This window comes from Vibrio sp. 10N.286.52.F8 (assembly GCF_041468745.1).
Lineage (GTDB): Bacteria > Pseudomonadota > Gammaproteobacteria > Enterobacterales > Vibrionaceae > Vibrio > Vibrio crassostreae_C.
Genome location: NZ_JBFRJF010000034.1, coordinates 48,359 through 73,656, shown reverse-complemented (window position 1 = coordinate 73,656; position 25,298 = coordinate 48,359). Strand labels below are relative to the sequence as shown.

Sequence of the window (25,298 nt, the reverse complement as noted above, 5' to 3'; positions counted from 1 at the left end):
AGGCGGCATTATAGAGATGCCGCTCATATTGGCAAGCAATAAATGCGTTTTTTATTAAAAAAAGAGGTTAAGCGAAGACATTTCAACCAAGGGCTTATTTATACCACTTTCACCCCAAGTTTCGAACAAATTACCCACAACGACCTGTGGATAACTACTCTCCACTATCAAAAAAGTAAGATAAACGAGCCCTAGGGTTTAGATACTCTCGAACTTGTTCAGGTAATTTGCTTGGATGAACGGCATTAACGATTTTGATCTCTTTAATAAAGAGGTCAATGATCGGAGCTTGGGTTCTTGGCACGCTAGGATCATAGATAAGTACATTTGGATAAAGCATATGTTTAGCGTTAACGGATATCACAATCCCAATCGAGTCATTTGAAAGCTGTACTACAGTTCCTGGTGGATAGACTCCCATGAACTTAACTAACAGCCCCAAGTTATCTTGGCTATATAGATGCTTGCAGCTCTTATATAGGTGGGACAGTGCCAAATACGGGATCATTTGTTGAGATTGCGTTTTACCATGGCAAAGGTTATCAAATGCATTAGCCACGGCGACTATCTTGGCAAATTCATCAATCTCATGTTCTTTTAAGCCCTCGGGGTAGCCAGAACCATCATTCATCTCATGATGTTGAGCGATCACCTTTTTAGCACTTTCAGGAAAGTCATCAATTGCCGATACAATATCCGCACCGTATTTAGTATGAAGCTTCAGGTAGTTCTCTTCTGGCACCGTTAGTGCACTCTGCTTTCTTAGTATCGCGACTGGTATTTTGATCTTGCCTACATCGTGAAACAACGCTGCGAATGAGAGGTCTTTCAATTGCTGTGTGTTATAGCCTTTGGCCTTTCCTATCATCAGTGCAACAACCGAAACATTTAGAGTATGAAAGTAAATATCTTCGAAATCTGCTTTAGCATTCATAAGGTGCAAGGTGACGTTATCATCGCTCACTAGAGTTTCAACGATATCATCAACAAGAGCCTTAACCTCCCCTACCGCATCTAAAGGTCTGTTACGGATCTTGGTCATCACAGATCGCATTCGAGCAAGCGAACGTTCAAACTCTCTCTCACAATGACTCACCCTGCGGCGGTAAGAGCTAAGGGTTTCGATACGCTCATGCTTATCTTTCCACATTCTTTCCGTTTCAAGGCTTACCTGTGAATCAATATCGACTTCTTGTTCACCTACGTGATTAACAGGTAAAGGTGAGGTATCACTTTGACTCAGGTTTATATAGACGTGCTTAATCCCAAGATGTCGAATTACTTTTACTTGAGCGTCATCTTTGATTTTAAAGCTGTTGAATAAAAATGGGTGTTCATTCCATTTTACGGGGAGTCGTATATGCAGACCGGGCTGAATGCGATCTACGGTAATCTTTATGCTGCCCATTTTTATATATAATATTGATGATTAATCTCTATTTATAATTCTAATAAAACCAAGCAGCAATTTCACTATCCAATTTCACAGGCTCAACTTAAAGAGTCGCAGTGCACCATCCAGCGTATACCGAATTTATCTTCTACTTTGCCAAATCGAGCCCCCCAAAAAGTATCTGCGAGTGGAGTCATTATCCGCCCTCCCTTCTTGAGCTTTTCAAAGATTTGTTCTTGAGTCGCGGTATCTTCAGTCACAAGAGAGAGAGCGAGATTGTTGCCTTCAAGTTCTTTTGCCTTAACACCATCAGACATCATCAGCTTCATACCAAACGCTTCGAACTCAGCATGCATAACCCAATCAGGTTGAGCGCCCTCGATTACCTGTGGTGCATCACTAAAAAGCTGCTTAGATAAAACCACACCACCAAAGCACTTGTGATAAAAATCCAACGCTTCATTACAACGACCATCAAAAAACAAGTAAGGGGTTACTGTCAGCATATCTATCTCCTCTGTTAGTCCTTTAAACATAGACAATAGAAAAGAGAATGACAGGTAACATCATGATTTAAGATAATTAATTCATTATCAGATCGAATAGCGAAGGGAAATTATGAGATTTAGGAGTGAAACATCAAGATCTGTCTGATTGAAGAGCAACTGCAACGACACGCCGGATTTCAAATTCACATACGTCCAAAACATAGAAAGGTCGCTATAAAAGCGACCTTTCTATGTTTGGTACCGATAGGCGGACTGATTGGACAGGCATTCTTGCCGCCACCGTGAAGGCAATGCTTCCTATACCCCAGATACAACAAAGCCCCGATTTTCATCTAGGTTTTGTCATTTAAATATGGTGCCGGTAGTTACTTGACTGGGCTTGCATCCAAGCCGACACGCTGGATTTAAAATTCACAAACGCCCAAAACGACGAAAGGTCGCTATAAAAGCGACCTTTCTATGTTTGGTACGGTAGGCGGACTGATTGGACAGGCATTCCTGCCGCCACCGCGAAGGCAACGCTTCCTATATCCCAGATACAACAAAGCCCCGACTTTCGTCGAGGCTTTGTCATTTAAATATGGTACCGGTAGGCGGACTTGAACCGCCACGCCCGAAGGCAACGGATTTTGAATCCGTCGTGTATACCAATTTCACCATACCGGCATTATCTTGGGGCATTGCCCTTTCGATGTTTGGCATTATACGTATGCGAACTGATGTGGCAAGTATAAAAACTTGAATTCATGTGTGTTTGCCGATAATTTCGCCACTAAGTCATAAGCTGTGCGTCATGTCTCTTTTCAGGCTAAGCCTTAAACTATATTCTGACGCCTCAATTTTTAAAGAAGTAATAACACATGACATCAACAAACACTCTGCCACCAGCAGGAGTCATGCGCCGATTTGGTGCCTTGTTCTACGACGCTCTGATCGTAATCGCTATTGAAATGTTGGCGGCTGGCGTCATTGTCGCTCTACTGCACGCGCTCATGGCTCTCGGCATTTTTAACCACAGCGGTTATGCCGATGTTAGTGACTTCTTAACCAACCATCCGATTTGGAGCCCTGCATATACCTTTTACTTAGTCGCCGTTTGGGTATATTTCTTCGTGTTCTTCTGGACTAGAGCTGGTCAAACTCTCGGCATGAGAGCTTGGAAGCTGCGCGTTCAAAACAAAGATGGCTCAGCGATCACAGTAACTCAGGCGCTGATTCGTTTAGGTACTTCAGGTTTTGGACTGGCAAACCTATGTGTTCCATTCGATCCTGAAAAACGTGGCTTTCACGATATCTGGGCAAAGACCGAAGTCGTTGTGTTACCACAAGCACGATAATGTGATTTAAGTTAGCTCCAATCAAGATCAAAAAAGGAAGGCGTTATGCCTTCCTTTTTACTATTTACAGTTTCCGCCTCAAGAGCATGATGGCAATTCCAAGGAACACCACGCTCGGGGCTATTGCGCCAAAGGCGGGTGGTATTTGATAAACCAAACTCACTGGGCCAAAGAACTCACTGGATATATAGAAGGTAAAGCCAGCAATAACACCTGACAAAATCCTCGCACCCATGGTCACACTACGCAAAGGACCAAAGATAAACGACAGTGCCATCAACATCATAACCGCGATCGAAATTGGCTGGGTTATCTTTCTCCACAGCGCCAATTCATAGCGTGATGCATCTTGCTCTGACGCCTTCAGATAAGAAACATAATCATACAACCCACTTAACGATAGCTCTTCTGGTTTAACCGTTACTATCGCCAACTTATCTGGAGCTAATGACGTTTCCCAAGAGTAAGTCGGTAAACTTTCTTTAGTAATTTGAAGTTCGTTTTCAAAAGACGTGATCTCTACATCCTTCATCGTCCACACGTTGTCTCCAACGTAATCAACTTCGTCAGAATAAATAGCGGTTTTAAGTGCCTTGTTTTCATCAAAGCGCCACATGTTCATTCCATATAGCTTCTGGTCATCGATTTTGACAATGAAGATGAAGTCATTGGCATCACGAGCCCAGACACCACTTTGCGTCGAAATAATATTACCACCAGCAATCGAGATAGTTCTTAAATCACGAGCCATTTTCTGCGCTTGCGGTGCTCCCCATTGACCAAGCAATGTCACCACGATCATCAGTGGAATAGCTGTTTTAAGTACTGATAGGCCGATATCTAACTTAGAGAAACCAGCTGCCTGCATAACGACAAGCTCAGAACTTGCAGCAAGCATACCAAGCCCTATCAATGCGCCAAGCAATGCAGCCATTGGAAAGAACATTTCGATATCACGAGGGATACTCAATAAAACGAAATACAGCGCTTGTAATAGATCGTATGTACCACGGCCAACTTTTCTTAGCTGTTCTACATATTTGATGATCCCAGAGAGACCAACAAACGTCACCAATACCAGTGACGTCGTTGCGATGATGGTTCTGCCTATATATAAATCGAGAATCTTAAACACGGCTTAAGCCAACCTCTTATTCTTGAATTTTTCTTTCAAACGCCTTACTGGCACGCTATCCATAAAGTTGGCACCAATCGCGACAAATAACAATAACGCATTGATTGGCCACATGCCGATTACCGCAGGAATGCTCCCCTCTTCGATTGAAGACTTGGTTGCACTGATTGCTAAGAAATAGGTGAGATAAATCAGTATTGCTGGGCCGATTTTCGCAAAACGACCTTGTCGAGGGTTTACCGCAGACAGTGGCACGACAAGCATGGTCAACAATGGAATACAAAGTACCAAAGAAATACGCCACTGCAACTCTGCTTTCGCACTATTATTTGAGTTACCAATCAGTTCAAGCGTAGGGATCGCTTCCCAGTCTCGACCTTTCTTCTCAACTTCACGCTGACCAATCAGGCCTTCGTATTCTTCAAAGTGCGTCACCCTGTAGTCGAGGCGAGTCGGAATGCCTTCATGACGAGTACCATCGTACATTACGATCACTTGGCGACCATCACTGAGCTCTTTTACATCACCTGACTTCGAGAACATCACACTTGGCAGTACAGAATCACGCGGACGCATTTGAGCTACGAACACGTTTTCTAACTTATTACCGTCGATATCATCAATAAACACGACAGAAGAGCCATCCGGCGTACCTTCAAACTTACCTTTTGGTAGCAAATCAACGCTGTTCTCTGCAGCTACTTCTTCATACATTTGTTCAACTTTGTCTTGTGACCAAGGAGATAACCAAAATGAGTTAAAGGCTGCAACAGATGCCGTAATTAAAGCGAGGTAAAGCGCAGATTGGATCAGGAATTTATTACCGATACCGGTGGCGTTCATGACCACTATTTCACTTTCAGCGTAAAGGCGGCCAAAAGTAAGCAAAATACCAATATAGATACTGAGTGGAAGCATCAATAGGCCCATCGCTGGCATATTTAAGCCAACAATCGACAATATAAGACTCGCAGGGATATCACCATCAGAGGCATCCGCTAAAACACTGATGAATTTTTGGCTGAGAAACACGAGAAAGAGAACAAAAAAGATCGCAAATTGGCTCTTGATTGTCTCGCGGATCAAATATCTAACAATAATCACGCTCAAATTACCTATACAAAACTTGTTTTTTTGATTGAATCACTATAATTTCCCGTTGAACCTTTTATTTTTTTAAATTTTTAGCTAAGTGTTAGCGTTCTTCTTTAAGGTTAGTTCCATTATAGGATCCAACAAGTAAGAACCCATTATCTAACATTTAGTTCGATTTGTCTTCAGGATGTAGGAGTACGCATGGAGTTCAGTGTAAAAAGTGGCAGCCCAGAGAAACAACGCAGCGCATGTATCGTTGTCGGTGTATTCGAACCGCGCCGCCTTTCTCCAGTCGCCGAGCAATTAGATAAGATTAGCGATGGCTATATTAGTTCACTGCTTCGTCGCGGTGATCTAGAGGGTAAACCTGGCCAGATGCTACTACTGCATCAAGTACCTGGTGTACTTTCAGAACGTGTTCTACTGGTAGGCTGTGGTAAAGAGCGTGAGCTAGGCGAACGTCAATACAAAGAAATCATCCAAAAAACCATCAGCACACTAAACGAAACAGGTTCTATGGAAGCAGTATGTTTCCTTACAGAACTTCACGTTAAAGGTCGCGACACTTACTGGAAAGTTCGTCAAGCTGTAGAAGCAACTAAAGATGGCCTTTACACATTTGACCAATTCAAGAGCAACAAGCCAGAGACTCGTCGCCCACTACGTAAATTGGTATTCAATGTACCAACACGTCGCGAATTGAGCCTGGGTGAGAAAGCAATCTCTCACGGCCTTGCTATTGCTTCAGGTGTAAAAGCGTCTAAAGATCTAGGCAACATGCCACCAAACATCGCAAACCCTGCTTACCTTGCTTCTCAAGCTCGTCGTTTAGCTGACGATTATGAAACTGTGAAGACTAAGATCATTGGCGAAGAAGAGATGGAAAAACTGGGTATGACTTCATACCTAGCAGTAGGCCGTGGCTCTAAGAACGAATCGATGATGTCTATCATGGAATACAAAGGCGCTGCGGATCCAGACGCAAAACCTATCGTCCTAGTCGGTAAAGGTCTTACTTTCGATTCAGGCGGTATCTCACTTAAGCCTGGCGAAGGCATGGATGAGATGAAGTACGATATGTGTGGTGCTGCCTCTGTATTCGGTACAATGAAAGCATTGGCGAAACTTAACCTGCCAATCAACGTTGTTGGTATTCTAGCGGGTTGTGAAAATATGCCTGGTAGCAACGCTTATCGCCCTGGTGACATCCTAACTACGATGTCTGGTCAAACCGTTGAAGTATTAAATACTGATGCAGAAGGTCGTTTGGTTTTATGTGATGCTCTAACTTACGTTGAGCGTTTTGAACCTGACTGTGTTGTCGATGTTGCTACGCTAACTGGCGCATGTGTTATCGCTCTAGGTCACCACATCAGTGGCGTTCTATCGAACCACAACCCACTTTCTCACGAACTTGTTAATGCTTCAGAGCAAGCAAGTGACCGTGCATGGCGTCTACCAATGGCAGACGAGTACCATGAGCAGCTAAACAGCCCATTCGCTGATATGGCGAACATCGGTGGCCGTCCTGGCGGCACAATCACTGCTGGTTGTTTCCTGTCTAAATTCACTAAGAAGTACCACTGGGCACACATCGACAGTGCTGGTACAGCTTGGAAGTCAGGCGCAGCGAAAGGCTCGACAGGTCGTCCTGTCTCAATGCTAGTCCAATTCTTATTGAACCGCAGCGGCCAAGAGACTGAAGAACAATCTTCAAAATAATAAAAAGGGCCTACGGGCCCTTTTTTAATAAGCGCTATTTGTTAGACCCTGTTAACCAAGTAACATTGATATCCACGATTTTCAGTTCGAGTATTAAGTATGCAGACTGCTACATTTTACATTGTGCCTTCAGACAGCCCGCAAGCCAGCGAAGATGGTTTTGCTCACTATGTGCTGTTTCTTGCTCAGCACTTTGCAAAACAAGGCGCTAAACTTTATCTCAACTGTAATGACAAAGAGCATGCCGAGCGTATTGCTGAAGTTTTCTGGCAAGTCGAACCCTGTGATTTTATTGCGCACAACTTGGTTGGCGAAGGCCCGAAGTATTCAACCAACATCGAAATTGGCTATCAAGGCGTAAAACATAATTGGAATCGTCAGCTAGTAATTAATCTGGCCGATAATCATACAACCTTTGCGAACGCCTTTGCTCAGGTGATAGACTTCGTCCCTTGCGAAGAAAAAGCTAAGCAACTCGCTCGAGAAAGGTATAAAATTTACCGTCAAGCTAGATATCAGCTACAAACTATCGAGATTCAACATCCATAGTCAAACCTCATAGTTAAAGCTATCTTTGGATTTAGATTCAAGAAGCTTCACTTATGAAGTTTGACCACGATTAACCATTCACAGTATCCGTTTAAGAGCACTATGGAAAAGACATACAACCCAACATCAATCGAACAAGCTCTGTATAAGACTTGGGAAGAGAAAGGCTACTTTAAGCCACACGGTGACACATCAAAAGAAGCTTACAGCATCATGATCCCGCCACCGAACGTCACTGGCAGCCTACACATGGGTCACGCGTTCCAAGATACGATCATGGATACGCTTATCCGTGCTCAACGTATGAAAGGCAAAAACACGCTTTGGCAAGTGGGTACTGACCACGCTGGTATCGCAACTCAAATGGTTGTTGAGCGTAAGATTGCTGCCGAAGAAGGCAAAACAAAACACGACTACGGCCGTGAAGCTTTCATCGACAAGATCTGGGAATGGAAAGGCGAATCAGGTGGCACGATCACTCAACAACTTCGTCGTCTTGGTGCATCTGTAGATTGGGATCGTGAACGATTCACTATGGATGACGGCCTATCGGCTGCGACTCAAGAAGTGTTTGTTCGTCTATACGAAGAAGACCTAATCTACCGTGGTAAACGTCTAGTAAACTGGGATCCTAAACTGCACACTGCAATCTCGGATCTTGAAGTTGAAAACAAAGACAAAAAAGGTTTCATGTGGCACTTCCGCTACCCGCTAGCGAACGGTGTTAAAACGGCAGATGGTAAAGACTACATCGTTGTTGCGACTACTCGTCCTGAAACCATGCTTGGCGATACTGGTGTTGCTGTTAACCCAGAAGATCCTCGTTACAAAGATCTTATCGGCAAAGAAATCCTACTTCCTGTTGTAAACCGTCTTATCCCTATCGTAGGCGATGAGCACGCAGACATGGAAAAAGGCACGGGTTGTGTGAAGATCACTCCAGCTCATGACTTTAACGATTACGAAGTGGGTAAGCGCAACAACCTACCGATGATCAACATCCTAACGTTCAACGCTGATATCCGTGATGCTGCGGAAGTCTTCACAACGAACGGCGAAGAATGCGATGTTTACTCAACAGATATCCCTGCTAAGTACCAAGGCATGGAGCGTTTTGCTGCACGTAAAGCTATCGTTGCTGAATTCGATGAGCTTGGTCTTCTTGAAGAGATCAAAGATCACGACCTAACTGTCCCTTACGGCGACCGTGGTGGCGTGGTTATCGAACCAATGCTGACTGACCAATGGTACGTGCGCACAGCTCCTCTTGCAGAGCCAGCAGTTAAAGCCGTTGAAGATGGTCAAATCCAATTCGTACCTAAGCAGTACGAAAACATGTACTTCGCGTGGATGCGTGACGTGCAAGACTGGTGTATCTCTCGTCAACTTTGGTGGGGACATCGTATCCCAGCATGGTACGACAACGATGGTAAAGTTTACGTAGGTCGCACTGAAGAAGAAGTTCGTGAAAAGAACAACCTAGCGCCTGTTGTTGTGCTTAAGCAAGACGACGACGTACTGGATACTTGGTTCTCTTCTGCACTTTGGACGTTCGGCACACAAGGCTGGCCTGAAGATACTGAAGCACTGAAAACATTCCACCCATCTGAAGTACTAGTATCTGGTTTTGATATTATCTTCTTCTGGGTTGCTCGTATGATCATGATGACCATGCACTTCGTGAAAGACGAAGATGGCAAGGCTCAAGTACCTTTCAAAACTGTTTACATGACGGGTCTTATCCGTGATGAAAACGGCGACAAGATGTCTAAGTCGAAAGGTAACGTACTTGACCCAATCGACATGATTGATGGCATCGGCCTTGAAGAGCTAGTAGAAAAGCGTTGTGGCAACATGATGCAACCTAAACTGGCTGCTAAGATCGAAAAAGCGACACGTAAGACTTTCGAAAACGGTATCGAACCATACGGTACTGACGCACTGCGTTTCACTCTTGCTGCTATGGCTTCAACTGGCCGTGACATCAACTGGGATATGAAGCGTCTTGAAGGTTACCGTAACTTCTGTAACAAGCTATGGAACGCAAGCCGTTACGTACTAATGAACACAGAAGAGCACGACTGTGGCATGTCACTGTCTGTAGAAGACCGTGCAAACATGGAATTCTCTCTAGCCGATAAGTGGATTGAGTCTCAGTTTGAAGTTGCAGCGAAAGAGTTTAATGCTCACCTAGACAACTACCGTCTAGACATGGCAGCAAACACGCTTTACGAATTCATCTGGAACCAATTCTGTGACTGGTACTTAGAGCTAACTAAACCTGTTCTTTGGAAAGGTACTGAAGCTCAACAACAAGCGACTCGTTACACGCTTATCACGGTTCTTGAGAAGACTCTGCGTCTTGCTCACCCTGTTCTTCCTTACATCACTGAATCTATCTGGCAGAGCGTTAAGCCGCTAGTAGACGGCGTTGAAGGCGAGACAATCATGACTCAAGCGCTTCCTCAGTTTAATGAAGCTAACTTCAATGCTGAGATCGTTGACGACATCGAATGGGTTAAGACTTTCATCACTGCTATCCGTAACCTACGTGCGGAATACGACATTGCACCAAGCCAAGGCTTAGAAGTAATGATCAAGGTTGCTGATGAGAAAGATGCCGCTCGTATCGAAGCGAACAAGATCGTTCTTACTTCTCTAGCTAAGCTAGACGATATTAAAGTTCTAGCTGATGGTGAAGAGACTCCTGCTTGTGCAACTAAACTGGTTGGCAAATCTGAGTTGATGATCCCAATGGCGGGTCTTATCGACAAAGATGCAGAGCTTGCTCGTCTAGATAAAGAAGTCGCTAAGACTCACGGCGAGATTAAACGTATCGAAGGTAAGCTAGGTAACGAAGGTTTCGTTGCTAAAGCACCAGAAGCAGTTATCGCGAAAGAGCGTGAAAAGCTTGAAGGCTACAAGGAAACTCTTGTTAAGCTTGAAGAGCAAAAAGCGACAATCGCTGCGCTTTAAAACCGAGTGAACGAGAAGGCTTCAAACTTCTCGGTCTAAATAGAAAGGTTGGTCTTGGTGACCAGCCTTTTTTTATGTCCCTGATTCCAATATTCCAATGCTTCTCACTCTAGCCGCACTGATTGATAGGTTTCATCTATCAAATTAATCTCTACTTCCCATTATACTTAATGATAATAATTCTCAATAATAGACCTATCAAAACAACACAACGACTGAGTAATTATCATGAAAAAGACACTAACCTTTGCTGCATTACATTTTACTATCGCATTTAGTGTCGCTTATGTACTAACAGGCGACATCTTAATTGGTAGCTTAATCGCTATGATTGAGCCCTCTGTGAATACTGTTGCCTTCTATTTTCATGAAAAGGCGTGGGCTCAAGTTCCAGCTCTTAAAGCTCGCCAGTGGATGACCAAATTAAAAACAGCAAGCTTTGCTACCATCCACTTTAGTGTTGCCTTTACCGTTGTCTACTTGTTGACTGGAGATGCTTTCATAGGCGGCGTGATGGCTTTGCTAGAGCCAACTTTAAATACCGTTGCTTACTACTTCCACGAGAAAGTCTGGTTACGTAAATCAGGCGACCAAATGGCACAACAACAATTCTGTTTGCACCAACATGCTTAGTCACCATATATTGGGTCACATATTAGTGACCCTTTCATAGGCAGATCATGGAACAAATTGCTGAGTTCACCCTTAGACCCATTACACCGCAAGACAACCCAAGCATCGCACAAATCATTCGCCAAGTTTCGGCTGAGCATGGACTCACAGAAGATAAAGGCTATGGCGTGGCCGACCCAACACTCGACGATATGTACTCTGTCTATAGCCAAGCGAATGCAATGTACTGGGTTATCGAACACAACGGAAAGATCGTCGGAGGCGGTGGCTTTGCCCCTCTAGCAGGTAAACCCAATGTGTGTGAGCTACAAAAGATGTACTTCTTACCGCAAACTCGAGGGCATGGCCTAGCCAAGCGAATTGTCGCTTTGAGCTTAAAGCAAGCCAAGCAACTTGGGTATCAACACATGTATTTAGAAACGACGAAGTGCTTGGGTGCTGCGGTCAAACTCTATGAGAAGCTTGGGTTTGAGCATCTTGAGTCAGCTTGGGGAGAAACAGGCCACGACGCTTGTGAGGTTGTCATGGCCAAGTCGTTATAAGCAGAATGCGCCGCTATAGCGAAAGAAGATAACGCTAAAATATACGGAGTTAACGTAGAAAGTTACTGACGCAAGAAGTTGGGTTCAAGGCAACAAAAGAACTCTCTTCTTGCCCATCAAGTATCACTTCTAATGGGTATAGATACTTGGGGTTAGGATTCTCAATATCAAAAATGATAGGAGCTTCGACCTGGAACACGACGCCAGTATGTTCAGCGCGTACATCAATCGGCATCACGAGAGTCATACCATTAAACTTGATGGATGCCGATACTAACCCCGCCTTTAGCGTTTGATAGATAACATCCACTTTAAACTCACAGCCACCACCGTGGTGCCAGATCTGCTCTGTGACAACTTGCTCTAGCTTGACGTTTCGAACGAACTGCAGGTATGGCGCTTGCCAAATCCCGATGCGTGAATCAGATTTAGCGATAGCCTGTGAAGATACAGAGTCATCCATGTCTTCTTCAAGCAATAGGCTCTCCTCTTCTTCAAGGAAAAGGATCTCGAAACGGTTTCGGCCGGACTGCATATAAGGACGGATATCTTTACGGTATTCAGCTTGGCTACCATCACAATCAAAAACAGCCACACCATTAAGTCGAACTTCAGCAAAATAATCGACTCCAGCCATCACTAACTCAACAAATGGACACGCTAACATAGCGTCATCCACTTCGATGTCGTGCATCAGGTGCCACTCTTGCTCTGCAATTTGACTTTCACTCAAGCTATCAGGGAGCTTTGAGCTTAACGGAGCCGGAAAGGTGATGTCATCTTGTGGGATAGAGAGATCCGTCAGTGGCGAAATTTGCCAAAGACCATCGAGAAGCAACCGCATATCATTCCTTGAGCTAGATCAATTTTGACCGCATTATAATGAATGAATGCATATAAAGACATTTATTTTTCTGAGGGTAAAAAAATGCCAGCTCGAGGCTGGCATTTTTTAAAATTGGGAAAGAATTACTCTTCGCCTTCATCATCTTCGTCTGGGTAGATAGCATCTTCACCTTCGTAGTAAGTGCCCCAACCGTCGTAGATAATGTCAAACTTCTCTGCAAGGTTTACAAGCTTCTCAACTTGCTCATCAATCGCTTCTGCATTCAGAGTACATTGCATCGTTGCATCACAACAAAGTAGCTTATTGCCATCTTCGTCTTCTGTCTCTTCAGCTTCAAGCACTTCAAAGCCCATTTTGAATGCTTCAACAACCGCTTTCTCAAGCACATCGAAATCTTCAGCAAATAGGTGATGCTCGATATCGTATAGAGCTTCAGGATCGCTACCATCTTCAATTAATGCTGTAATGATGTCGCGAGTCTCTTCCTTTTGAAATTCAATTAATTCCGCTACTGATAGATATTCATCTTCGTGAGACATGTGTCTGCTCCAGAGTGTTGACTATGAAAAGATCAAATTTGATTGCCACGAAATATGGCACGGATCGTCCAGAAAAGCCACCCAGATCAGGCCTAGAAAGGTAAGTTTATCGCGAGATCGCAGCGCCAATATCAATTCAAAAGTGAAATCAAAATCACAGAAACAAATTTTCAACATTTTATTAACTGCGCCGTATTTTAGCATTTCGTTTTTGTGGCCACTTTAGGGCTTATTGAATAAAACTTGCGTGATTAGTCACGTTAGGTGCATACGCTAAACCGCTTTGGGGGTGCATAAATCCTCAGCTTGTTATCAAAAAGTGCATAATAGTGAATAAAAAATCACGATTAATAAGCAAAATTCAATTCTAACAAGCCACGAATTGAGCATAGATCCTCAAAAACGTTGTTCCGTTCGATAGCCAGTTAGTTGGAATTTAATCTGTATAAACTTAAAAATCACAGGTTTTATGACCAATTATTACCCAGATACCTTGTATTAACTCAATCTACAAAACTTGCATATTACGGACAAGCTTGTCATAAATAGACGCTGGATTAATAGTAAGGATGCAAAATGAGTAAGCTGTACGTTGGCTCCGAAGTCGGTCAATTGAGACGAGTTCTCCTAAATAGACCTGAAAGAGCACTCACCCACCTCACCCCTTCAAACTGTCATGAGCTTCTATTTGATGATGTACTTGCCGTTGAAGCCGCTGGTGAAGAACATGATGCCTTTGCAGAAACGCTGCGCAGCCAAGACGTAGAAGTACTACTGCTGCATGACCTGCTAGTAGAAACGCTTGCCGTATCTCAGGCTCGTGAGTGGTTGCTGAATACTCAAATCTCAGATTTCCGTTATGGGCCGACTTTCGCCCGTGACTTAAGAAACTACCTTGCTCAAATGGATAATGAGCATCTAGCAACGATCTTACTCGGTGGCTTGGCCTACTCTGAGCTTCCTATCAAATCATCATCGATGCTGCCTAAAATGCATCGACCACTCGATTTCGTTATCGAGCCACTGCCTAACCACCTATTTACGCGAGATACTTCTTGCTGGGTTTACGGTGGTGTATCGCTTAACCCAATGATGAAGCCTGCACGTCAACGTGAAACGAACCACCTGCGTGCTATCTACCGCTGGCACCCAGTGTTCGCAGGCCAAGATTTCATTAAGTACTTTGGTGACGAAGACCTTCACTACGACAACGCTAACATTGAAGGCGGTGACGTACTGGTTATCGGTAAAGGTGCGGTACTGGTTGGTATTTCAGAGCGTACGAAACCACAAGGTGTCGAAAACCTAGCGGCTAGCCTATTTAGATCAGGCCAAGCGAGCGAAGTGATTGCGATCGATCTACCAAAACACCGCTCTTGTATGCACCTTGATACGGTGATGACACACATGGATATCGACACGTTCTCTGTCTATCCAGAGATCGTTCGTAAAGACCTCGACACTTGGCGCTTAACGCCAAAAGAAAACGGCGAAATGCGTGTCGAGAAAGCTGAAAACTACCTGTCAGCGATTGAAGGCGCACTAGGCCTTGATCAACTGAAGATCATCACTACCGGCGGTGATAACTACGAAGCTGAGCGTGAACAGTGGAATGACGCTAACAACGTACTGACAGTGAAACCTGGTACCGTGATTGGTTATGAGCGTAATGTTTACACCAATGAGAAATACGACAAAGCGGGTATCGAAGTTCTAACGATTCCTGGCAACGAGCTAGGCCGTGGTCGTGGCGGCGCGCGCTGTATGAGTTGCCCTATCGAAAGAGACGGTATCTAAGTCAAAGAGCTCAGTCAAACAGACTCAATAGTCTTATCTAGGCCAGTATTCATTTACTGGCCTTTTTTATCAAATTAATAAAATAAATATTCACAAATATAGCATTTTTATGTTTAACTAAGTTCTTCATTGATTCTATATACGCAAGGAGCGAGAGATGGCCTTTAATCTTCGCAATCGTAACTTTCTAAAACTTCTCGACTTTACTCCTAAAGAGATTCAGTTTTTACTCGACCTGTCTGCTGACCTAAAAAAAGCTAAGTATGCAGGCACTGAGCAGAAGAAACTCAACGGCAAAAACATTGCTTTGATCTTCGAGAAAGCATCAACTCGAACACGATGTGCGTTTGAAGTGGCCGCCTTTGATCAAGGTGCTCAAGTCTCTTACCTTGGCCCTTCTGGTTCTCAGATTGGTCAAAAAGAATCAATGAAAGATACGGCGCGTGTATTGGGACGCATGTACGATGGCATTGAATATCGTGGCTTTGGCCAAAGTATCGTTGAAGACTTAGGCGCTTATGCGGGCGTGCCAGTTTGGAATGGTTTAACCGATGAGTTCCACCCTACTCAGATTTTGGCTGATTTCCTCACTATGCTTGAGCATGGTCGCGGAAAACATCTGCACCAAATCAGCTTTGCTTACCTAGGCGATGCACGCAATAACATGGGTAACTCTCTGTTAGTCGGAGCCGCGAAGATGGGCATGGATATTCGCCTTGTCGCGCCTAAAGCATTCTGGCCAGAAGAGCAGCTTGTTGAAGAGTGCCAAGCTATCGCGCAAAGCACAGGTGCCAACATCACGCTGACAGAAGACGTTGCTGAAGGTGTTCAAGGCTGTGATTTCCTTTATACCGATGTTTGGGTTTCAATGGGCGAGGCCCCTGAAGCTTGGGACGAACGTGTAGCGGTAATGAGACCATACCAAGTGAATATGGATGTCATTAAGCTCACTGGCAATCCTCAAGTGAAATTCATGCACTGCCTACCCGCTTTCCATAACAATGAAACCGTGATCGGCCAGCAAGTCGCAGATAAGTATGGAATGAACGGTTTAGAAGTTACTGATGAAGTCTTTGAATCGGATTACTCAATTGTGTTTGATGAAGCTGAGAATCGCATGCATACCATCAAAGCGGTAATGGTTGCGACACTGGGTCAATAGCGAATACTGAAAGTAAACAAAAGCTTGATGTAATCGCTTGCGCTCACAAATTGAAAGCGTATAATTCTCGGCAATTTGTCTGAGAGTAGTGAAAATGACGCCAAGCAATGTTGTGATAAAACATAATGATATTGTGAAAACACATAGTAATATTGTGAAAACACCAAATATTGCTCGTAAGCTAAGATGCTTACCAGGCCGTCTATTCTGCTTTTCAGCACTTTTTTAAAGCCTCCCATTATGGGGGGCTTTTTTATGGCCAATACATTATTGTGGGGAAGAAGATCATGGCGAACTCGCTCTATCAAAAGCACATCATCTCAATTCCAGAGCTTTCTCGTGAAGAGCTAGAATTAATTGTTCAAACGGCAGGTCAGCTAAAGGCTGAACCAAACCCAGAACTCATCAAGAACAAAGTTGTTGCCAGCTGCTTCTTCGAACCTTCTACACGAACTCGTCTCTCTTTTGAAACTGCGATTCAACGCATCGGTGGTGATGTGATTGGTTTCGACAGTGGTGGTAACACTTCTTTGGCAAAGAAAGGCGAAACGCTAGCGGACTCGGTACAGGTTATCTCTTCATACGTTGACGCTTACGTGATGCGTCACCCTCAAGAAGGCGCAGCGCGTCTGGCTTCTGAGTTCTCAAACGGTGTACCTGTTATTAACGCAGGTGACGGCGCAAACCAACACCCAACACAAACGTTACTAGACCTATTCTCTATCGCTGAGACACAAGGCCGCCTCGACAACCTAAACGTTGCATTCGTTGGTGACCTTAAGTACGGCCGTACGGTTCACTCATTGACTCAAGCACTAGCGAAGTTCGACAACATCTGTTTCTACTTCGTGGCTCCAGAAGCTCTAGCGATGCCAGACTACATTTGCGAAGAGCTTGATGAAGCGGGCATCAAGTACCAACTATTGACGGACATGGAAGATGTGATTCCTGAGCTCGATGTCTTGTACATGACTCGAGTTCAAAAAGAGCGCTTCGATGAGTCAGAATACGCGCACATAAAATCCGCATACATCCTGACCGCTTCGATGCTGGAAAATGCACGCGATAACCTGAAGGTTCTGCACCCTCTTCCTCGCGTTGATGAAATTACTGTCGATGTCGATAAAACACCTTACGCTTACTACTTCCAGCAAGCAGAGAATGGTGTTTACGCCCGTGAAGCATTGCTAGCCCTTGTTCTTAACGAAACGCTGTAGAGGAGAGATATCATGTCTAAAGAGACTCAATTAAAAGTTGAAGCAATCAGAAACGGTACTGTTATCGACCATATCCCAGCCAATATCGGGATCAAGGTGCTAAAACTGTTCGACATGCACAACTCTCATCAGCGCGTGACGATTGGCCTGAATCTACCGTCTTCTGCACTGGGCGGAAAAGACCTGCTCAAGATTGAGAATGTGTTTATCACAGAAGAACAGGCGAGCAAGCTGGCACTTTATGCGCCTCATGCAACAGTGAATCAAATCGAAGATTACGAAGTAGTTAAGAAGCTACCACTAGAACTTCCTGAGCAAATCAACGATGTGTTCGAGTGTCCAAATACTAACTGTATTACTCACAATGAACCGGTTGAAAGCAGCTTTAAGATCTTTGAAAAGAAAGAAGATATTCGATTGAAGTGTAAGTATTGCGAAAAAGTCTTCTCTCGCGAGATCGTGACAGAAAGATAACGTCATACTGCAAAGAAGACCGAATGTAAAAACTATCAAATACCTCGCCTGTGCGGGGTATTTTGCGCTTTACCTATCCAAAGTTTGAAGGCACACTGAAAATTGATTTTTATCTAATAACTGATGGAATAAACCAATGACTAAAGTACTTCACACAGAATCTGCTCCAGCTGCAATCGGCCCATACGTACAAGGCGTTGACCTTGGCAACATGGTACTGACTTCTGGTCAAATCCCAGTAAATCCAGCAACTGGTGAAGTATCTGCTGATATCGCAGAGCAAGCTCGCCAATCTCTAGACAACGTTCAAGCGGTTGTTGAAGCTTCAGGCCTTACTGTAAAAGACATCGTAAAACTAACGGTATTCGTTAAAGACCTAAACGACTTCGGCACAGTAAACGAAGTTTACGGTAAATTCTTCGATGAGCACGGCGTTGCAAACTACCCTGCACGTTCATGTGTTGAAGTAGCTCGTCTGCCAAAAGATGTAGGTATCGAGATCGAAGCTATTGCGGTTCGCAAATAGGTTTTAATCTTTAGATTAAACACCTTCTAATAAACGACTTAGCGTAATACTGGGTGTTTATTAGATACAAAAAAAGGTTGCCCCGTTGGCAACCTTTTTTATTGTTCATCGTTTCGCTTAGATAATTACTTTTTATTAAGCTCAACCACTTCTTTGTCTAACTCTTCAAGTTTCGCAGCCATCTGCTCACGAGCTAGGTTAGCCAGTTCACGAACATTAGACTTGTCGTAGCCTTCAGTGCTGATTGGTGGCAGCATTTCAACAATCACGTGACCATTGTTCCAACGGTTTAGCTTCACGCCACCGGTTGAGCTACACACGATAGGGATGATAGGCAAGCCAGCACCAATCGCAGCATGGAATGCACCTGTTTTGAATGGCAGCAGACCACGGCCACGAGAACGAGTGCCTTCAGGGAACATCCAAACTGAAACATCGCTCTCTTTTAGACTCGTCACGACCTGATCAATCGTACCTACCGCTTTGCTACGGTTAGCACGGTCAATTAGGATGTTACCCGTCAACCAGTAAAGCTGACCAAATAGAGGCATCCACACTAGGCTTTTCTTACCAACAGTTACCACTTTTGGCGTTACCGCTGATGAAATCGTGAATAGATCCCAGCTGTTTTGGTGGTTCGCCACATAAACATGTTGGCCGCGAGAGTAGGCATCTTCTGGGATGCGAAGCTCTAACTTCATGCCGAAGATCTTCGACATGCGACCGAAATAACGGCCAAAGGTAAATACGTGTTTCGGGTTGCGTGGACTTAATAGGCAGTAACCACAACCAAATACAAACATAAGAATCGCAAATATCGCCACTGCGAAAATACGTAATATTGCTATCATTTTGTTCCTCACCGACCGCCAAGTTGATTCATCTATTCGCGCAAAAATGAGCAATAGATTTACTCGCGGTAAATACAACTATAAAAAAGCCGAAACCAAGGTTCCGACTTTTATGTTTTCATCTTACTGATTCATGAATCCACTAACCTAGGTTAGTTCGACTCACTAAATCGTGTAATGTTTGCGCCTAAGGCTGACAATTTATCTTCAATCTTATCGTAGCCACGATCGATGTGATAAATACGGTCAACGATGGTTTCACCTTGAGCAATACAGCCAGCAATAACAAGGCTCGCAGATGCGCGAAGGTCCGTTGCCATTACTTGAGCGCCGCTCAGTTTTTCCGTTTCACCACAGATAGCCGTGTTACCTTCGATTTCCGCTTTTGCACCCATTCGCTGTAACTCAGGAATGTGCATAAAACGGTTTTCAAAGATAGTCTCAGTGATAACACCACTGCCCTTCGCCATCATGTTAAGCAGAGTAAACTGTGCTTGCATGTCGGTTGGGAAACCAGGGTGAGGTGCCGTTACGATTTTCACCGCTTTCAGTTCACGACCCGTCATATCAAGACTGATCCAGTCTTCGCCCGTTTCAACCTTCGCACCCGCTTCTTCAAGCTTCGCTAAGGCAGCTTCAAGAAGATGAGCGTTGGTGTTGCGACAAACCACTTTACCGCCAGAAACAGCAGCAGCAACCAGGAAAGTACCTGTTTCAATACGGTCAGCAACCACAGAGTGTTGGCCACCACCAAGACGTTCAACGCCTTCGATAGTAATCGTATCTGTACCTGCGCCAGAAATTTTAGCACCCAGTTTGTTTAGGAAGTCAGCCGTATCAACAATCTCAGGCTCACGCGCTGAGTTATCGAGTACTGTTGTTCCTTCCGCTAGCGTTGCTGCACACATGATAGTAATGGTGGCACCCACACTTACTTTATCCATCACGATGTGCGCGCCTTTCAGACGGCCATCAACACTTGCTTTCACATAACCATCTTCCAACTTAATGGTCGCACCTAGTTGCTCTAGACCGTGGATATGCAGATCAACAGGTCGAGCACCAATTGCACAACCGCCTGGAAGTGACACTTGGCCTTCACCAAAACGAGCGACTAGAGGACCTAAAGCCCAGATAGAAGCACGCATTGTTTTCACTAAATCGTAAGGCGCACAAAATTCATTAATTTCGCTGCCATCAACATGAACACTACCATTACGCGATACTTTTGCGCCTAAACGCTTAAGCAGTTCCATCGTAGTATCGATGTCACGTAGGTGAGGAACGTTACTTACTTCCACTGGCTCTTCAGCAAGAATTGAAGCAAATAAGATAGGTAGCGCTGCATTTTTTGCGCCTGAGATCGTCACTTCACCGCTTAGCGGCTTATCCGATCCAATAACTCGAAACTTTTCCATCATAAACCTTAAAGTGACATCAGTTTCTTATCACGTTCCCACTCTTCCGGCGTGAAAGCCTTAATAGAAAGAGCATGGATGTCATTGCGTTGAATGTATTCCATTAGTGGGCCGTAGATTAGTTGCTGCTTCTTAACTCGATTCATGCCGTCAAAACATGGATCAACCGCAACAACTTCGTAATGACTGCCTTCCCCTTTCACGAAAATTTCCTGAAGGTTCAGTGCTTCTGCTAATAATTCTTGTACTTTTGTGCTGTCCACAAATAGCTCCTGCCTAATTTTTTATGTGTTCTGCCATCATTGGCTGGATATTGCTCAATTGGAACAACGTTCGTAATTGTTCTGGCACGAAACTGAGCATTATATGACAGTTTTGATTTTTTGCATGCTCTAATAAGTGAATTAGCATCACCATTCCTGCTGAATCGACTCGATTTATATGGCTAAGGTCAATTTCAACGCTCGATTCCGTCGTTTGCCACTTTTCCAATATACGCCAGATTGCAGGGACACTGTCTCGGTCTAAATCACCGAACAGTTGATACTCTTTAGAGCTTAGTGCTTGCCATTGAGAATGGCTCATTATTTGTTACTCTCAAAACGAATCGGTTGTGCGGCTAATTTCTCTAGTTCGTCTGCAACTTGTAAGATGCCTTCTTGACGAATCTTAGTATTCCACTCCGATTGCTTGCTCGACAACAAGCTAATACCTTCGGCAACCATATCAAATGCTTTCCACTCGCCAGATTTCTTGTCTTTGCGAAGCTTAAATTCAAGCTTAATGTTTGGTCGCGGCGTATCGATGATGTCGACCTTGATACTGGTAATGCGGCTATCCGCTTTGATTTTTGGTTCTGGACCAAATTCAATCGTCTGATCTGTGTATTGAGTCAGCACTTGGGCATAAGAAGAAACAAGGTATTTACGGAATGAATCGATAAACACGCCCACGTCTTTTCTATCCGCGCCTTTCAAGTTTGGTCCAAGTAACTTAAGAGCTGCATATTGTGCATTCACATAAGGCATCAACTCTTCTTCCACGATGACCTTCAATAACTCTGGATCTTGGTGGATGTTGTCTTGTTCACTCTTCAAACGCTCAAATGCCACTTCGGCAACTTGAGTCATCATCTGGTAAGGCTGAGTACGGTCAATCGATTCTGCAGCAAAGGCTTGGGTAGAAATAAGCAACGCCATTGCCGCCATAAACATTGATTTCAAGTAACCAATAGCTTTTAAATAACTAATAGTTTTCAACATTATCTTATTCCTTAGCTTCGCTGTCATTAGAACCACCAACGCTATACAGCACTTGGCCAATCAAATCTTCTAGTACCAATGCTGACTTAGTGTCTTCAATTGAATCACCATCGACCAACATCTCTTCATCATCAAAAATGAAGCCTGGAACCAGACTAATGTACTGCTCACCAATTAAGCCAGATGTTAAAATTTGAGCACTAGAGGTATCTGGAAATTGTGAGTACTTCCCGTCAATAGACAGTTCAACGACAGGAAGGTAGCTCTCGGTATCAAGCTCAATGCTTTTAACTCGTCCAACAACGACGCCACCCACTTTCACTGGAGAACGAACTTTTAGGCTGCCAATGTTGTCAAAGGTCGCTTTTAGATTGTAAGTATGGTTCGAACCTATGCCTTTTACGTCAGCGACTTGAAAGATCATGATTAAGATTGCGCAAATTCCGGCAATAACAAAGGTGCCGACCCATAATTCTAATTTTCGAGTTTGTTGCATGATTAATTCCCAAACATCAATGCGGTAAGAACAAAATCTAGCCCTAGTACCGCTAGAGAAGAGTGCACTACAGTGCGTGTGGTTGCCTGACTGATACCTTCTGAAGTCGGTACTGCGTCATAACCATTGAAAAGTGCGATCCAAGTTACGGTGATAGCGAAGACCATACATTTGATCATGCTGTTACCAATATCTCGGCCAAGTTCTACTGAAGACTGCATCGCAGACCAGAAACTGCCGTGATCAATGCCTTTCCAATCAACACCAACCAGTTGACCGCCCCAAATACCTACCGCCATAAAAATCATAGCAAGCAATGGCATTGAGATAAGCCCGGCCCAAAGACGTGGTGCAATAATGCGTTTAAGAGGGTCAACGGCCATCATCTCAAGGCTTGAGATCTGCTCTGTTGCCTTCATTAACCCAATCTCTGCCGTGAGTGCTGAACCGGCTCGACCTGCAAATAATAACGCAGTCACCACAGGCCCCAACTCACGCAACAGTGAAAGCGCGACCATTTGACCAAGGTTTCCCTCAGCGCCGTAGTCAATTAACACGACATAGCCCTGCAGGCTGAGCACCATGCCGATAAACAGACCCGAAACTAAAATAATAGCCAATGACTGAACGCCAACGCTATAAAGTTGTTTTACTAATAAGGGGAAGTTTTTTAGTCGCGGGATGCCAAACAAAGCCCCAAATAACATCAGGCTTGCTCGACCAAATGACTCACAGCTCGCAAGTGTACGCTTACCGACACCCGCAATAGTTTTAACAATCATATTAAAACAAATCCTTTTCTAAGCTCTTCGCAGGGAATCTAAATGGTACTGGACCATCGGCTTCGCCTTGCAAAAATTGCTGCACTCTCGGATCGCTATTGTTGTACAACTCATCAGGTGTTCCAGCGGCAATAATCTTGCTATCTGCCATGAGGTAAACCCAATCAGCAATACTCATCACCTCTGGCACATCGTGAGAAACAACAATCGAGGTTAAGCCCAAGGCTTGATTGAGATTTCGTATCAATTCAACCAATACGCCCATGGTGATGGGATCTTGGCCAACAAACGGCTCATCGTACATGATAAGTTCTGGATCCAGTGCGATTGCGCGCGCCAGTGCGGCACGCCTAGCCATTCCGCCAGACAACTCACTCGGCATCAATTGCGCAGCACCACGTAATCCTACCGCTTCAAGCTTAAGTAATACGATGGTACGAATGAATTTTTCATTAAGTTCAGTGTGCTCTCGCAGCGGAAACGCCACATTATCAAAGACATTGAGATCCGTAAAAAGCGCACCCGATTGGAATAGCATGCTCATTTTCTTACGTGCTTGATACAGCTTTCGACGTGATAATGCAGGGATATTGTCACCATCAAACCAAACTTCGCCTTCATCTGGCGGCAGTTGCCCACCGATCAAACGCAGTAAAGTCGTTTTGCCGATCCCAGACGGCCCCATGATGGCGGTTATCTTGCCTTGAGGCACCTCTAAACTGATGTCATCAAAGATAACGCGGTCACCGCGTGAGAAGCTGAGGTTCTTAACTTTCACAAGCTCAGTGTTCAACATATTTTTGTTGTTTCCTTGCTTTAAAAAACGCCAATTATGGCTGCAATAATAATGAGTCTACTTTAGAATTAAAAGCACTGTTCAATTAATTCATATTAAACAGGAATCTATGCAGGGATTTGAAAGCATTAGGAAATTATCTATTGATCTCTCTTTCTTGCCTGCTAACTGGTAATTAATTTGCCGAGTGACTTCCCTTTTATCTAGCAACAGGTCAAAATTAGCGGTTAATTCTCCGTTTTTATTAATTTTTTAGGAATCATCATGCTTGAAGCGATTGCGTTTCTTATTATCGGTCTAGGTTTTTTGGTGTGGAGTGCAGATAAGCTGGTTTACGGTGCCGCTGCTCTTGCTCGCAACTTCGGTATTTCACCACTAGTTATCGGTATGACGATCTTAGCAATGGGGTCTTCGGCTCCTGAAATGATGGTTTCTGCGACAGCAGCCCTTGATGGCAAAACAGATACAGCTGTAGGCAACGTACTGGGCTCTAACATCGCCAACATCGCGCTGATTTTAGGTATTACAGCCCTTATCAAGCCGTTATCGATTAGCTCAGGCGTGATTCGTCGTGAACTACCATTAATGATCGGTGTCACTCTGCTAGCGGGCGCCCTATTGTGGGATAACCATTTAGGCTTCTATGAAGGCGTGTTGTTGTTTGTTCTTTTTGCCGCGTTTTTGTTTGCTATGTTGCAAATCAGCCGCAGCGAGAAAAAGAACGGCGATGCTTTCCTTGATGAGCAAGAATCAGAGATCCCTGAAGGCGTAAGTAACCCTAAGGCTGCAATGTGGGTCGTGATTGGTCTAATCGTCCTACCTTTAGCTGCTGATATGCTGGTAGATAACGCTGTGATCATCGCGAAGTTCTTCGGCATGAGCGACCTTGTCATTGGTTTAACCATCATTGCTGTTGGTACTAGCCTTCCTGAACTTGCAGCATCACTAGCCGGCGTTATGAAGGGTGAAGATGATATGGCTGTAGGTAATATCATTGGTTCAAACGTATTCAACATCCTTGCTGTTATGGGTATCCCGGGCATCCTAAACCCTTCGATCTTGAGCGAGTTCGCTATGGGTCGTGACTTCTGGGTAATGCTAGGCGTATCGCTACTACTTGTTGTGATGGCACTAGGAAAATCTCGTAGTGTGAATCGTATTGAAGGCGGCGTGTTAATTGTGACGTTCGTGGCCTACCAAAGTTACCTATTAATGAACATGTCGGCTTAATTGTTGATTT

The 25,298-nt window shown here is 44.2% G+C and carries 26 protein-coding genes and 1 tRNA gene; 12 read left to right on the top strand and 15 right to left on the bottom strand.

The features are described 5' to 3' along the window. Positions 1 to 154 precede the first annotated feature (154 nt). From AB4133_RS16865 to AB4133_RS16855, 3 genes are all read right to left on the bottom strand, one after another. Positions 155 to 1,408: an HD-GYP domain-containing protein gene (locus AB4133_RS16865; RefSeq protein WP_017063746.1), complete on the bottom strand. Its 1,254-nt coding sequence runs from the start codon at positions 1,406 to 1,408 to the stop codon at positions 155 to 157. 83 nt (positions 1,409 to 1,491) lie between these two features. Beyond that, positions 1,492 to 1,899, bottom strand: a complete 408-nt coding sequence (locus tag AB4133_RS16860) for a VOC family protein (RefSeq protein ID WP_017055297.1) — start codon at positions 1,897 to 1,899, stop codon at positions 1,492 to 1,494. Between the two features lie 584 nt (positions 1,900 to 2,483). After that, a tRNA-Leu gene (locus AB4133_RS16855) sits at positions 2,484 to 2,568 on the bottom strand. A gap of 194 nt (positions 2,569 to 2,762) precedes the next feature. On the opposite strand from AB4133_RS16855, the gene AB4133_RS16850 reads away from it, so the two are divergent. Then, positions 2,763 to 3,239, top strand: coding sequence for an RDD family protein (locus AB4133_RS16850; RefSeq protein WP_017058939.1), 477 nt, complete (start codon positions 2,763 to 2,765; stop codon positions 3,237 to 3,239). Between the two features lie 64 nt (positions 3,240 to 3,303). Here AB4133_RS16850 and lptG read toward each other — a convergent pair whose 3' ends face one another. Then, positions 3,304 to 4,374, bottom strand: a complete 1,071-nt coding sequence (gene lptG, locus AB4133_RS16845; protein WP_017058938.1) for an LPS export ABC transporter permease LptG — start codon at positions 4,372 to 4,374, stop codon at positions 3,304 to 3,306. 3 nt (positions 4,375 to 4,377) lie between these two features. Next, entirely contained in the window at positions 4,378 to 5,478 is a 1,101-nt protein-coding gene (gene lptF / locus AB4133_RS16840; RefSeq protein WP_017058937.1) for an LPS export ABC transporter permease LptF, read from the bottom strand. A 192-nt stretch (positions 5,479 to 5,670) separates the two neighbouring features. Between lptF and pepA the strand changes: the two genes are divergently transcribed. The 5 genes from pepA (at position 5,671) to AB4133_RS16815 (ending at position 11,891) form a co-directional block, all read left to right on the top strand. Then, the gene (gene pepA / locus AB4133_RS16835; RefSeq protein WP_010435005.1) at positions 5,671 to 7,191 is read left to right on the top strand and encodes a leucyl aminopeptidase; all 1,521 of its coding nucleotides are present in this window, start codon (positions 5,671 to 5,673) and stop codon (positions 7,189 to 7,191) included. 99 nt (positions 7,192 to 7,290) lie between these two features. Continuing rightward, the gene (locus AB4133_RS16830; RefSeq protein WP_017066664.1) at positions 7,291 to 7,740 is read left to right on the top strand and encodes a DNA polymerase III subunit chi; all 450 of its coding nucleotides are present in this window, start codon (positions 7,291 to 7,293) and stop codon (positions 7,738 to 7,740) included. Positions 7,741 to 7,842: 102 nt separating this feature from the next. Further along, positions 7,843 to 10,716: a valine--tRNA ligase gene (locus AB4133_RS16825; protein ID WP_136973690.1), complete on the top strand. Its 2,874-nt coding sequence runs from the start codon at positions 7,843 to 7,845 to the stop codon at positions 10,714 to 10,716. Positions 10,717 to 10,944: 228 nt separating this feature from the next. Beyond that, positions 10,945 to 11,349 (top strand): DUF2061 domain-containing protein, encoded by a 405-nt coding sequence (locus tag AB4133_RS16820; protein ID WP_017058933.1) that lies wholly within the window; start codon positions 10,945 to 10,947, stop codon positions 11,347 to 11,349. A 47-nt stretch (positions 11,350 to 11,396) separates the two neighbouring features. Further along, positions 11,397 to 11,891, top strand: coding sequence for a GNAT family N-acetyltransferase (locus tag AB4133_RS16815; protein WP_017066666.1), 495 nt, complete (start codon positions 11,397 to 11,399; stop codon positions 11,889 to 11,891). A 49-nt stretch (positions 11,892 to 11,940) separates the two neighbouring features. Here AB4133_RS16815 and AB4133_RS16810 read toward each other — a convergent pair whose 3' ends face one another. Further along, positions 11,941 to 12,735, bottom strand: coding sequence for a glycosyl hydrolase 2 galactose-binding domain-containing protein (locus tag AB4133_RS16810; protein WP_372225073.1), 795 nt, complete (start codon positions 12,733 to 12,735; stop codon positions 11,941 to 11,943). Between the two features lie 125 nt (positions 12,736 to 12,860). Continuing rightward, positions 12,861 to 13,277 (bottom strand): ribonuclease E inhibitor RraB, encoded by a 417-nt coding sequence (rraB, locus tag AB4133_RS16805; RefSeq protein WP_017058930.1) that lies wholly within the window; start codon positions 13,275 to 13,277, stop codon positions 12,861 to 12,863. A gap of 576 nt (positions 13,278 to 13,853) precedes the next feature. Here rraB and arcA point away from each other — a divergent pair. The 5 genes from arcA to AB4133_RS16780 all read left to right on the top strand — a co-directional run bounded on the left by arcA (position 13,854) and on the right by AB4133_RS16780 (position 18,453). Continuing rightward, positions 13,854 to 15,074, top strand: coding sequence for an arginine deiminase (arcA, locus tag AB4133_RS16800; RefSeq protein WP_017063739.1), 1,221 nt, complete (start codon positions 13,854 to 13,856; stop codon positions 15,072 to 15,074). A gap of 157 nt (positions 15,075 to 15,231) precedes the next feature. After that, positions 15,232 to 16,236, top strand: a complete 1,005-nt coding sequence (locus AB4133_RS16795; protein WP_017058928.1) for an ornithine carbamoyltransferase — start codon at positions 15,232 to 15,234, stop codon at positions 16,234 to 16,236. A 287-nt stretch (positions 16,237 to 16,523) separates the two neighbouring features. Next, positions 16,524 to 17,453, top strand: coding sequence for an aspartate carbamoyltransferase (gene pyrB / locus AB4133_RS16790; RefSeq protein ID WP_012604860.1), 930 nt, complete (start codon positions 16,524 to 16,526; stop codon positions 17,451 to 17,453). Between the two features lie 12 nt (positions 17,454 to 17,465). Continuing rightward, complete coding sequence (gene pyrI, locus AB4133_RS16785) at positions 17,466 to 17,927, top strand: aspartate carbamoyltransferase regulatory subunit (protein WP_017058927.1); 462 nt, start codon at positions 17,466 to 17,468, stop codon at positions 17,925 to 17,927. 136 nt (positions 17,928 to 18,063) lie between these two features. Then, positions 18,064 to 18,453: a RidA family protein gene (locus AB4133_RS16780; protein WP_004735319.1), complete on the top strand. Its 390-nt coding sequence runs from the start codon at positions 18,064 to 18,066 to the stop codon at positions 18,451 to 18,453. A 125-nt stretch (positions 18,454 to 18,578) separates the two neighbouring features. On the opposite strand, the gene AB4133_RS16775 is transcribed toward AB4133_RS16780, so the two are convergent. The 8 genes from AB4133_RS16775 to mlaF all read right to left on the bottom strand — a co-directional run bounded on the left by AB4133_RS16775 (position 18,579) and on the right by mlaF (position 24,058). Continuing rightward, a complete protein-coding gene (locus AB4133_RS16775) occupies positions 18,579 to 19,304 on the bottom strand; it encodes a 1-acylglycerol-3-phosphate O-acyltransferase (RefSeq protein WP_017058926.1) in 726 nt (241 codons plus the stop codon). A gap of 152 nt (positions 19,305 to 19,456) precedes the next feature. Beyond that, on the bottom strand, positions 19,457 to 20,722 hold the full coding sequence (gene murA / locus AB4133_RS16770) for a UDP-N-acetylglucosamine 1-carboxyvinyltransferase (RefSeq protein ID WP_017058925.1): 1,266 nt from the start codon (positions 20,720 to 20,722) through the stop codon (positions 19,457 to 19,459). Positions 20,723 to 20,730: 8 nt separating this feature from the next. Continuing rightward, positions 20,731 to 20,985, bottom strand: coding sequence for a BolA family iron metabolism protein IbaG (ibaG, locus tag AB4133_RS16765; protein ID WP_017058924.1), 255 nt, complete (start codon positions 20,983 to 20,985; stop codon positions 20,731 to 20,733). Between the two features lie 13 nt (positions 20,986 to 20,998). Beyond that, entirely contained in the window at positions 20,999 to 21,307 is a 309-nt protein-coding gene (locus tag AB4133_RS16760; protein ID WP_017058923.1) for a lipid asymmetry maintenance protein MlaB, read from the bottom strand. After that, entirely contained in the window at positions 21,307 to 21,936 is a 630-nt protein-coding gene (locus tag AB4133_RS16755; protein ID WP_120459707.1) for a phospholipid-binding protein MlaC, read from the bottom strand. Before AB4133_RS16755 ends, AB4133_RS16760 begins: the two co-directional genes overlap by 1 nt. 52 nt (positions 21,937 to 21,988) lie before the next feature. Continuing rightward, positions 21,989 to 22,480: an outer membrane lipid asymmetry maintenance protein MlaD gene (mlaD, locus tag AB4133_RS16750; RefSeq protein ID WP_017058921.1), complete on the bottom strand. Its 492-nt coding sequence runs from the start codon at positions 22,478 to 22,480 to the stop codon at positions 21,989 to 21,991. Between the two features lie 2 nt (positions 22,481 to 22,482). Beyond that, positions 22,483 to 23,262, bottom strand: coding sequence for a lipid asymmetry maintenance ABC transporter permease subunit MlaE (mlaE, locus tag AB4133_RS16745; RefSeq protein ID WP_017058920.1), 780 nt, complete (start codon positions 23,260 to 23,262; stop codon positions 22,483 to 22,485). A gap of 1 nt (position 23,263) precedes the next feature. Further along, positions 23,264 to 24,058, bottom strand: a complete 795-nt coding sequence (mlaF, locus tag AB4133_RS16740; RefSeq protein ID WP_017058919.1) for a phospholipid ABC transporter ATP-binding protein MlaF — start codon at positions 24,056 to 24,058, stop codon at positions 23,264 to 23,266. 264 nt (positions 24,059 to 24,322) lie between these two features. Here mlaF and AB4133_RS16735 point away from each other — a divergent pair, with 264 nt between their 5' ends. Beyond that, the gene (locus tag AB4133_RS16735) at positions 24,323 to 25,288 is read left to right on the top strand and encodes a calcium/sodium antiporter (protein WP_017063737.1); all 966 of its coding nucleotides are present in this window, start codon (positions 24,323 to 24,325) and stop codon (positions 25,286 to 25,288) included. Positions 25,289 to 25,298 lie beyond the last annotated feature (10 nt).

Bases quoted from the DNA above. Each gene is read 5' to 3' on its own strand.
- AB4133_RS16865 (WP_017063746.1), bottom strand. From the start codon at position 1,408: ATGGGCAGCATAAAGATTACCGTAGATCGCATTCAGCCCGGTCTGCAT.
- AB4133_RS16860 (WP_017055297.1), bottom strand. From the start codon at position 1,899: ATGCTGACAGTAACCCCTTACTTGTTTTTTGATGGTCGTTGTAATGAA.
- AB4133_RS16850 (WP_017058939.1), top strand. From the start codon at position 2,763: ATGACATCAACAAACACTCTGCCACCAGCAGGAGTCATGCGCCGATTT.
- pepA (WP_010435005.1), top strand. From the start codon at position 5,671: ATGGAGTTCAGTGTAAAAAGTGGCAGCCCAGAGAAACAACGCAGCGCA.
- AB4133_RS16830 (WP_017066664.1), top strand. From the start codon at position 7,291: ATGCAGACTGCTACATTTTACATTGTGCCTTCAGACAGCCCGCAAGCC.
- AB4133_RS16825 (WP_136973690.1), top strand. From the start codon at position 7,843: ATGGAAAAGACATACAACCCAACATCAATCGAACAAGCTCTGTATAAG.
- AB4133_RS16820 (WP_017058933.1), top strand. From the start codon at position 10,945: ATGAAAAAGACACTAACCTTTGCTGCATTACATTTTACTATCGCATTT.
- AB4133_RS16815 (WP_017066666.1), top strand. From the start codon at position 11,397: ATGGAACAAATTGCTGAGTTCACCCTTAGACCCATTACACCGCAAGAC.
- AB4133_RS16810 (WP_372225073.1), bottom strand. From the start codon at position 12,735: ATGCGGTTGCTTCTCGATGGTCTTTGGCAAATTTCGCCACTGACGGAT.
- rraB (WP_017058930.1), bottom strand. From the start codon at position 13,277: ATGTCTCACGAAGATGAATATCTATCAGTAGCGGAATTAATTGAATTT.
- arcA (WP_017063739.1), top strand. From the start codon at position 13,854: ATGAGTAAGCTGTACGTTGGCTCCGAAGTCGGTCAATTGAGACGAGTT.
- AB4133_RS16795 (WP_017058928.1), top strand. From the start codon at position 15,232: ATGGCCTTTAATCTTCGCAATCGTAACTTTCTAAAACTTCTCGACTTT.
- pyrB (WP_012604860.1), top strand. From the start codon at position 16,524: ATGGCGAACTCGCTCTATCAAAAGCACATCATCTCAATTCCAGAGCTT.
- pyrI (WP_017058927.1), top strand. From the start codon at position 17,466: ATGTCTAAAGAGACTCAATTAAAAGTTGAAGCAATCAGAAACGGTACT.
- AB4133_RS16780 (WP_004735319.1), top strand. From the start codon at position 18,064: ATGACTAAAGTACTTCACACAGAATCTGCTCCAGCTGCAATCGGCCCA.
- AB4133_RS16775 (WP_017058926.1), bottom strand. From the start codon at position 19,304: ATGATAGCAATATTACGTATTTTCGCAGTGGCGATATTTGCGATTCTT.
- murA (WP_017058925.1), bottom strand. From the start codon at position 20,722: ATGGAAAAGTTTCGAGTTATTGGATCGGATAAGCCGCTAAGCGGTGAA.
- AB4133_RS16760 (WP_017058923.1), bottom strand. From the start codon at position 21,307: ATGAGCCATTCTCAATGGCAAGCACTAAGCTCTAAAGAGTATCAACTG.
- AB4133_RS16755 (WP_120459707.1), bottom strand. From the start codon at position 21,936: ATGTTTATGGCGGCAATGGCGTTGCTTATTTCTACCCAAGCCTTTGCT.
- mlaD (WP_017058921.1), bottom strand. From the start codon at position 22,480: ATGCAACAAACTCGAAAATTAGAATTATGGGTCGGCACCTTTGTTATT.
- mlaE (WP_017058920.1), bottom strand. From the start codon at position 23,262: ATGATTGTTAAAACTATTGCGGGTGTCGGTAAGCGTACACTTGCGAGC.
- mlaF (WP_017058919.1), bottom strand. From the start codon at position 24,058: ATGTTGAACACTGAGCTTGTGAAAGTTAAGAACCTCAGCTTCTCACGC.
- AB4133_RS16735 (WP_017063737.1), top strand. From the start codon at position 24,323: ATGCTTGAAGCGATTGCGTTTCTTATTATCGGTCTAGGTTTTTTGGTG.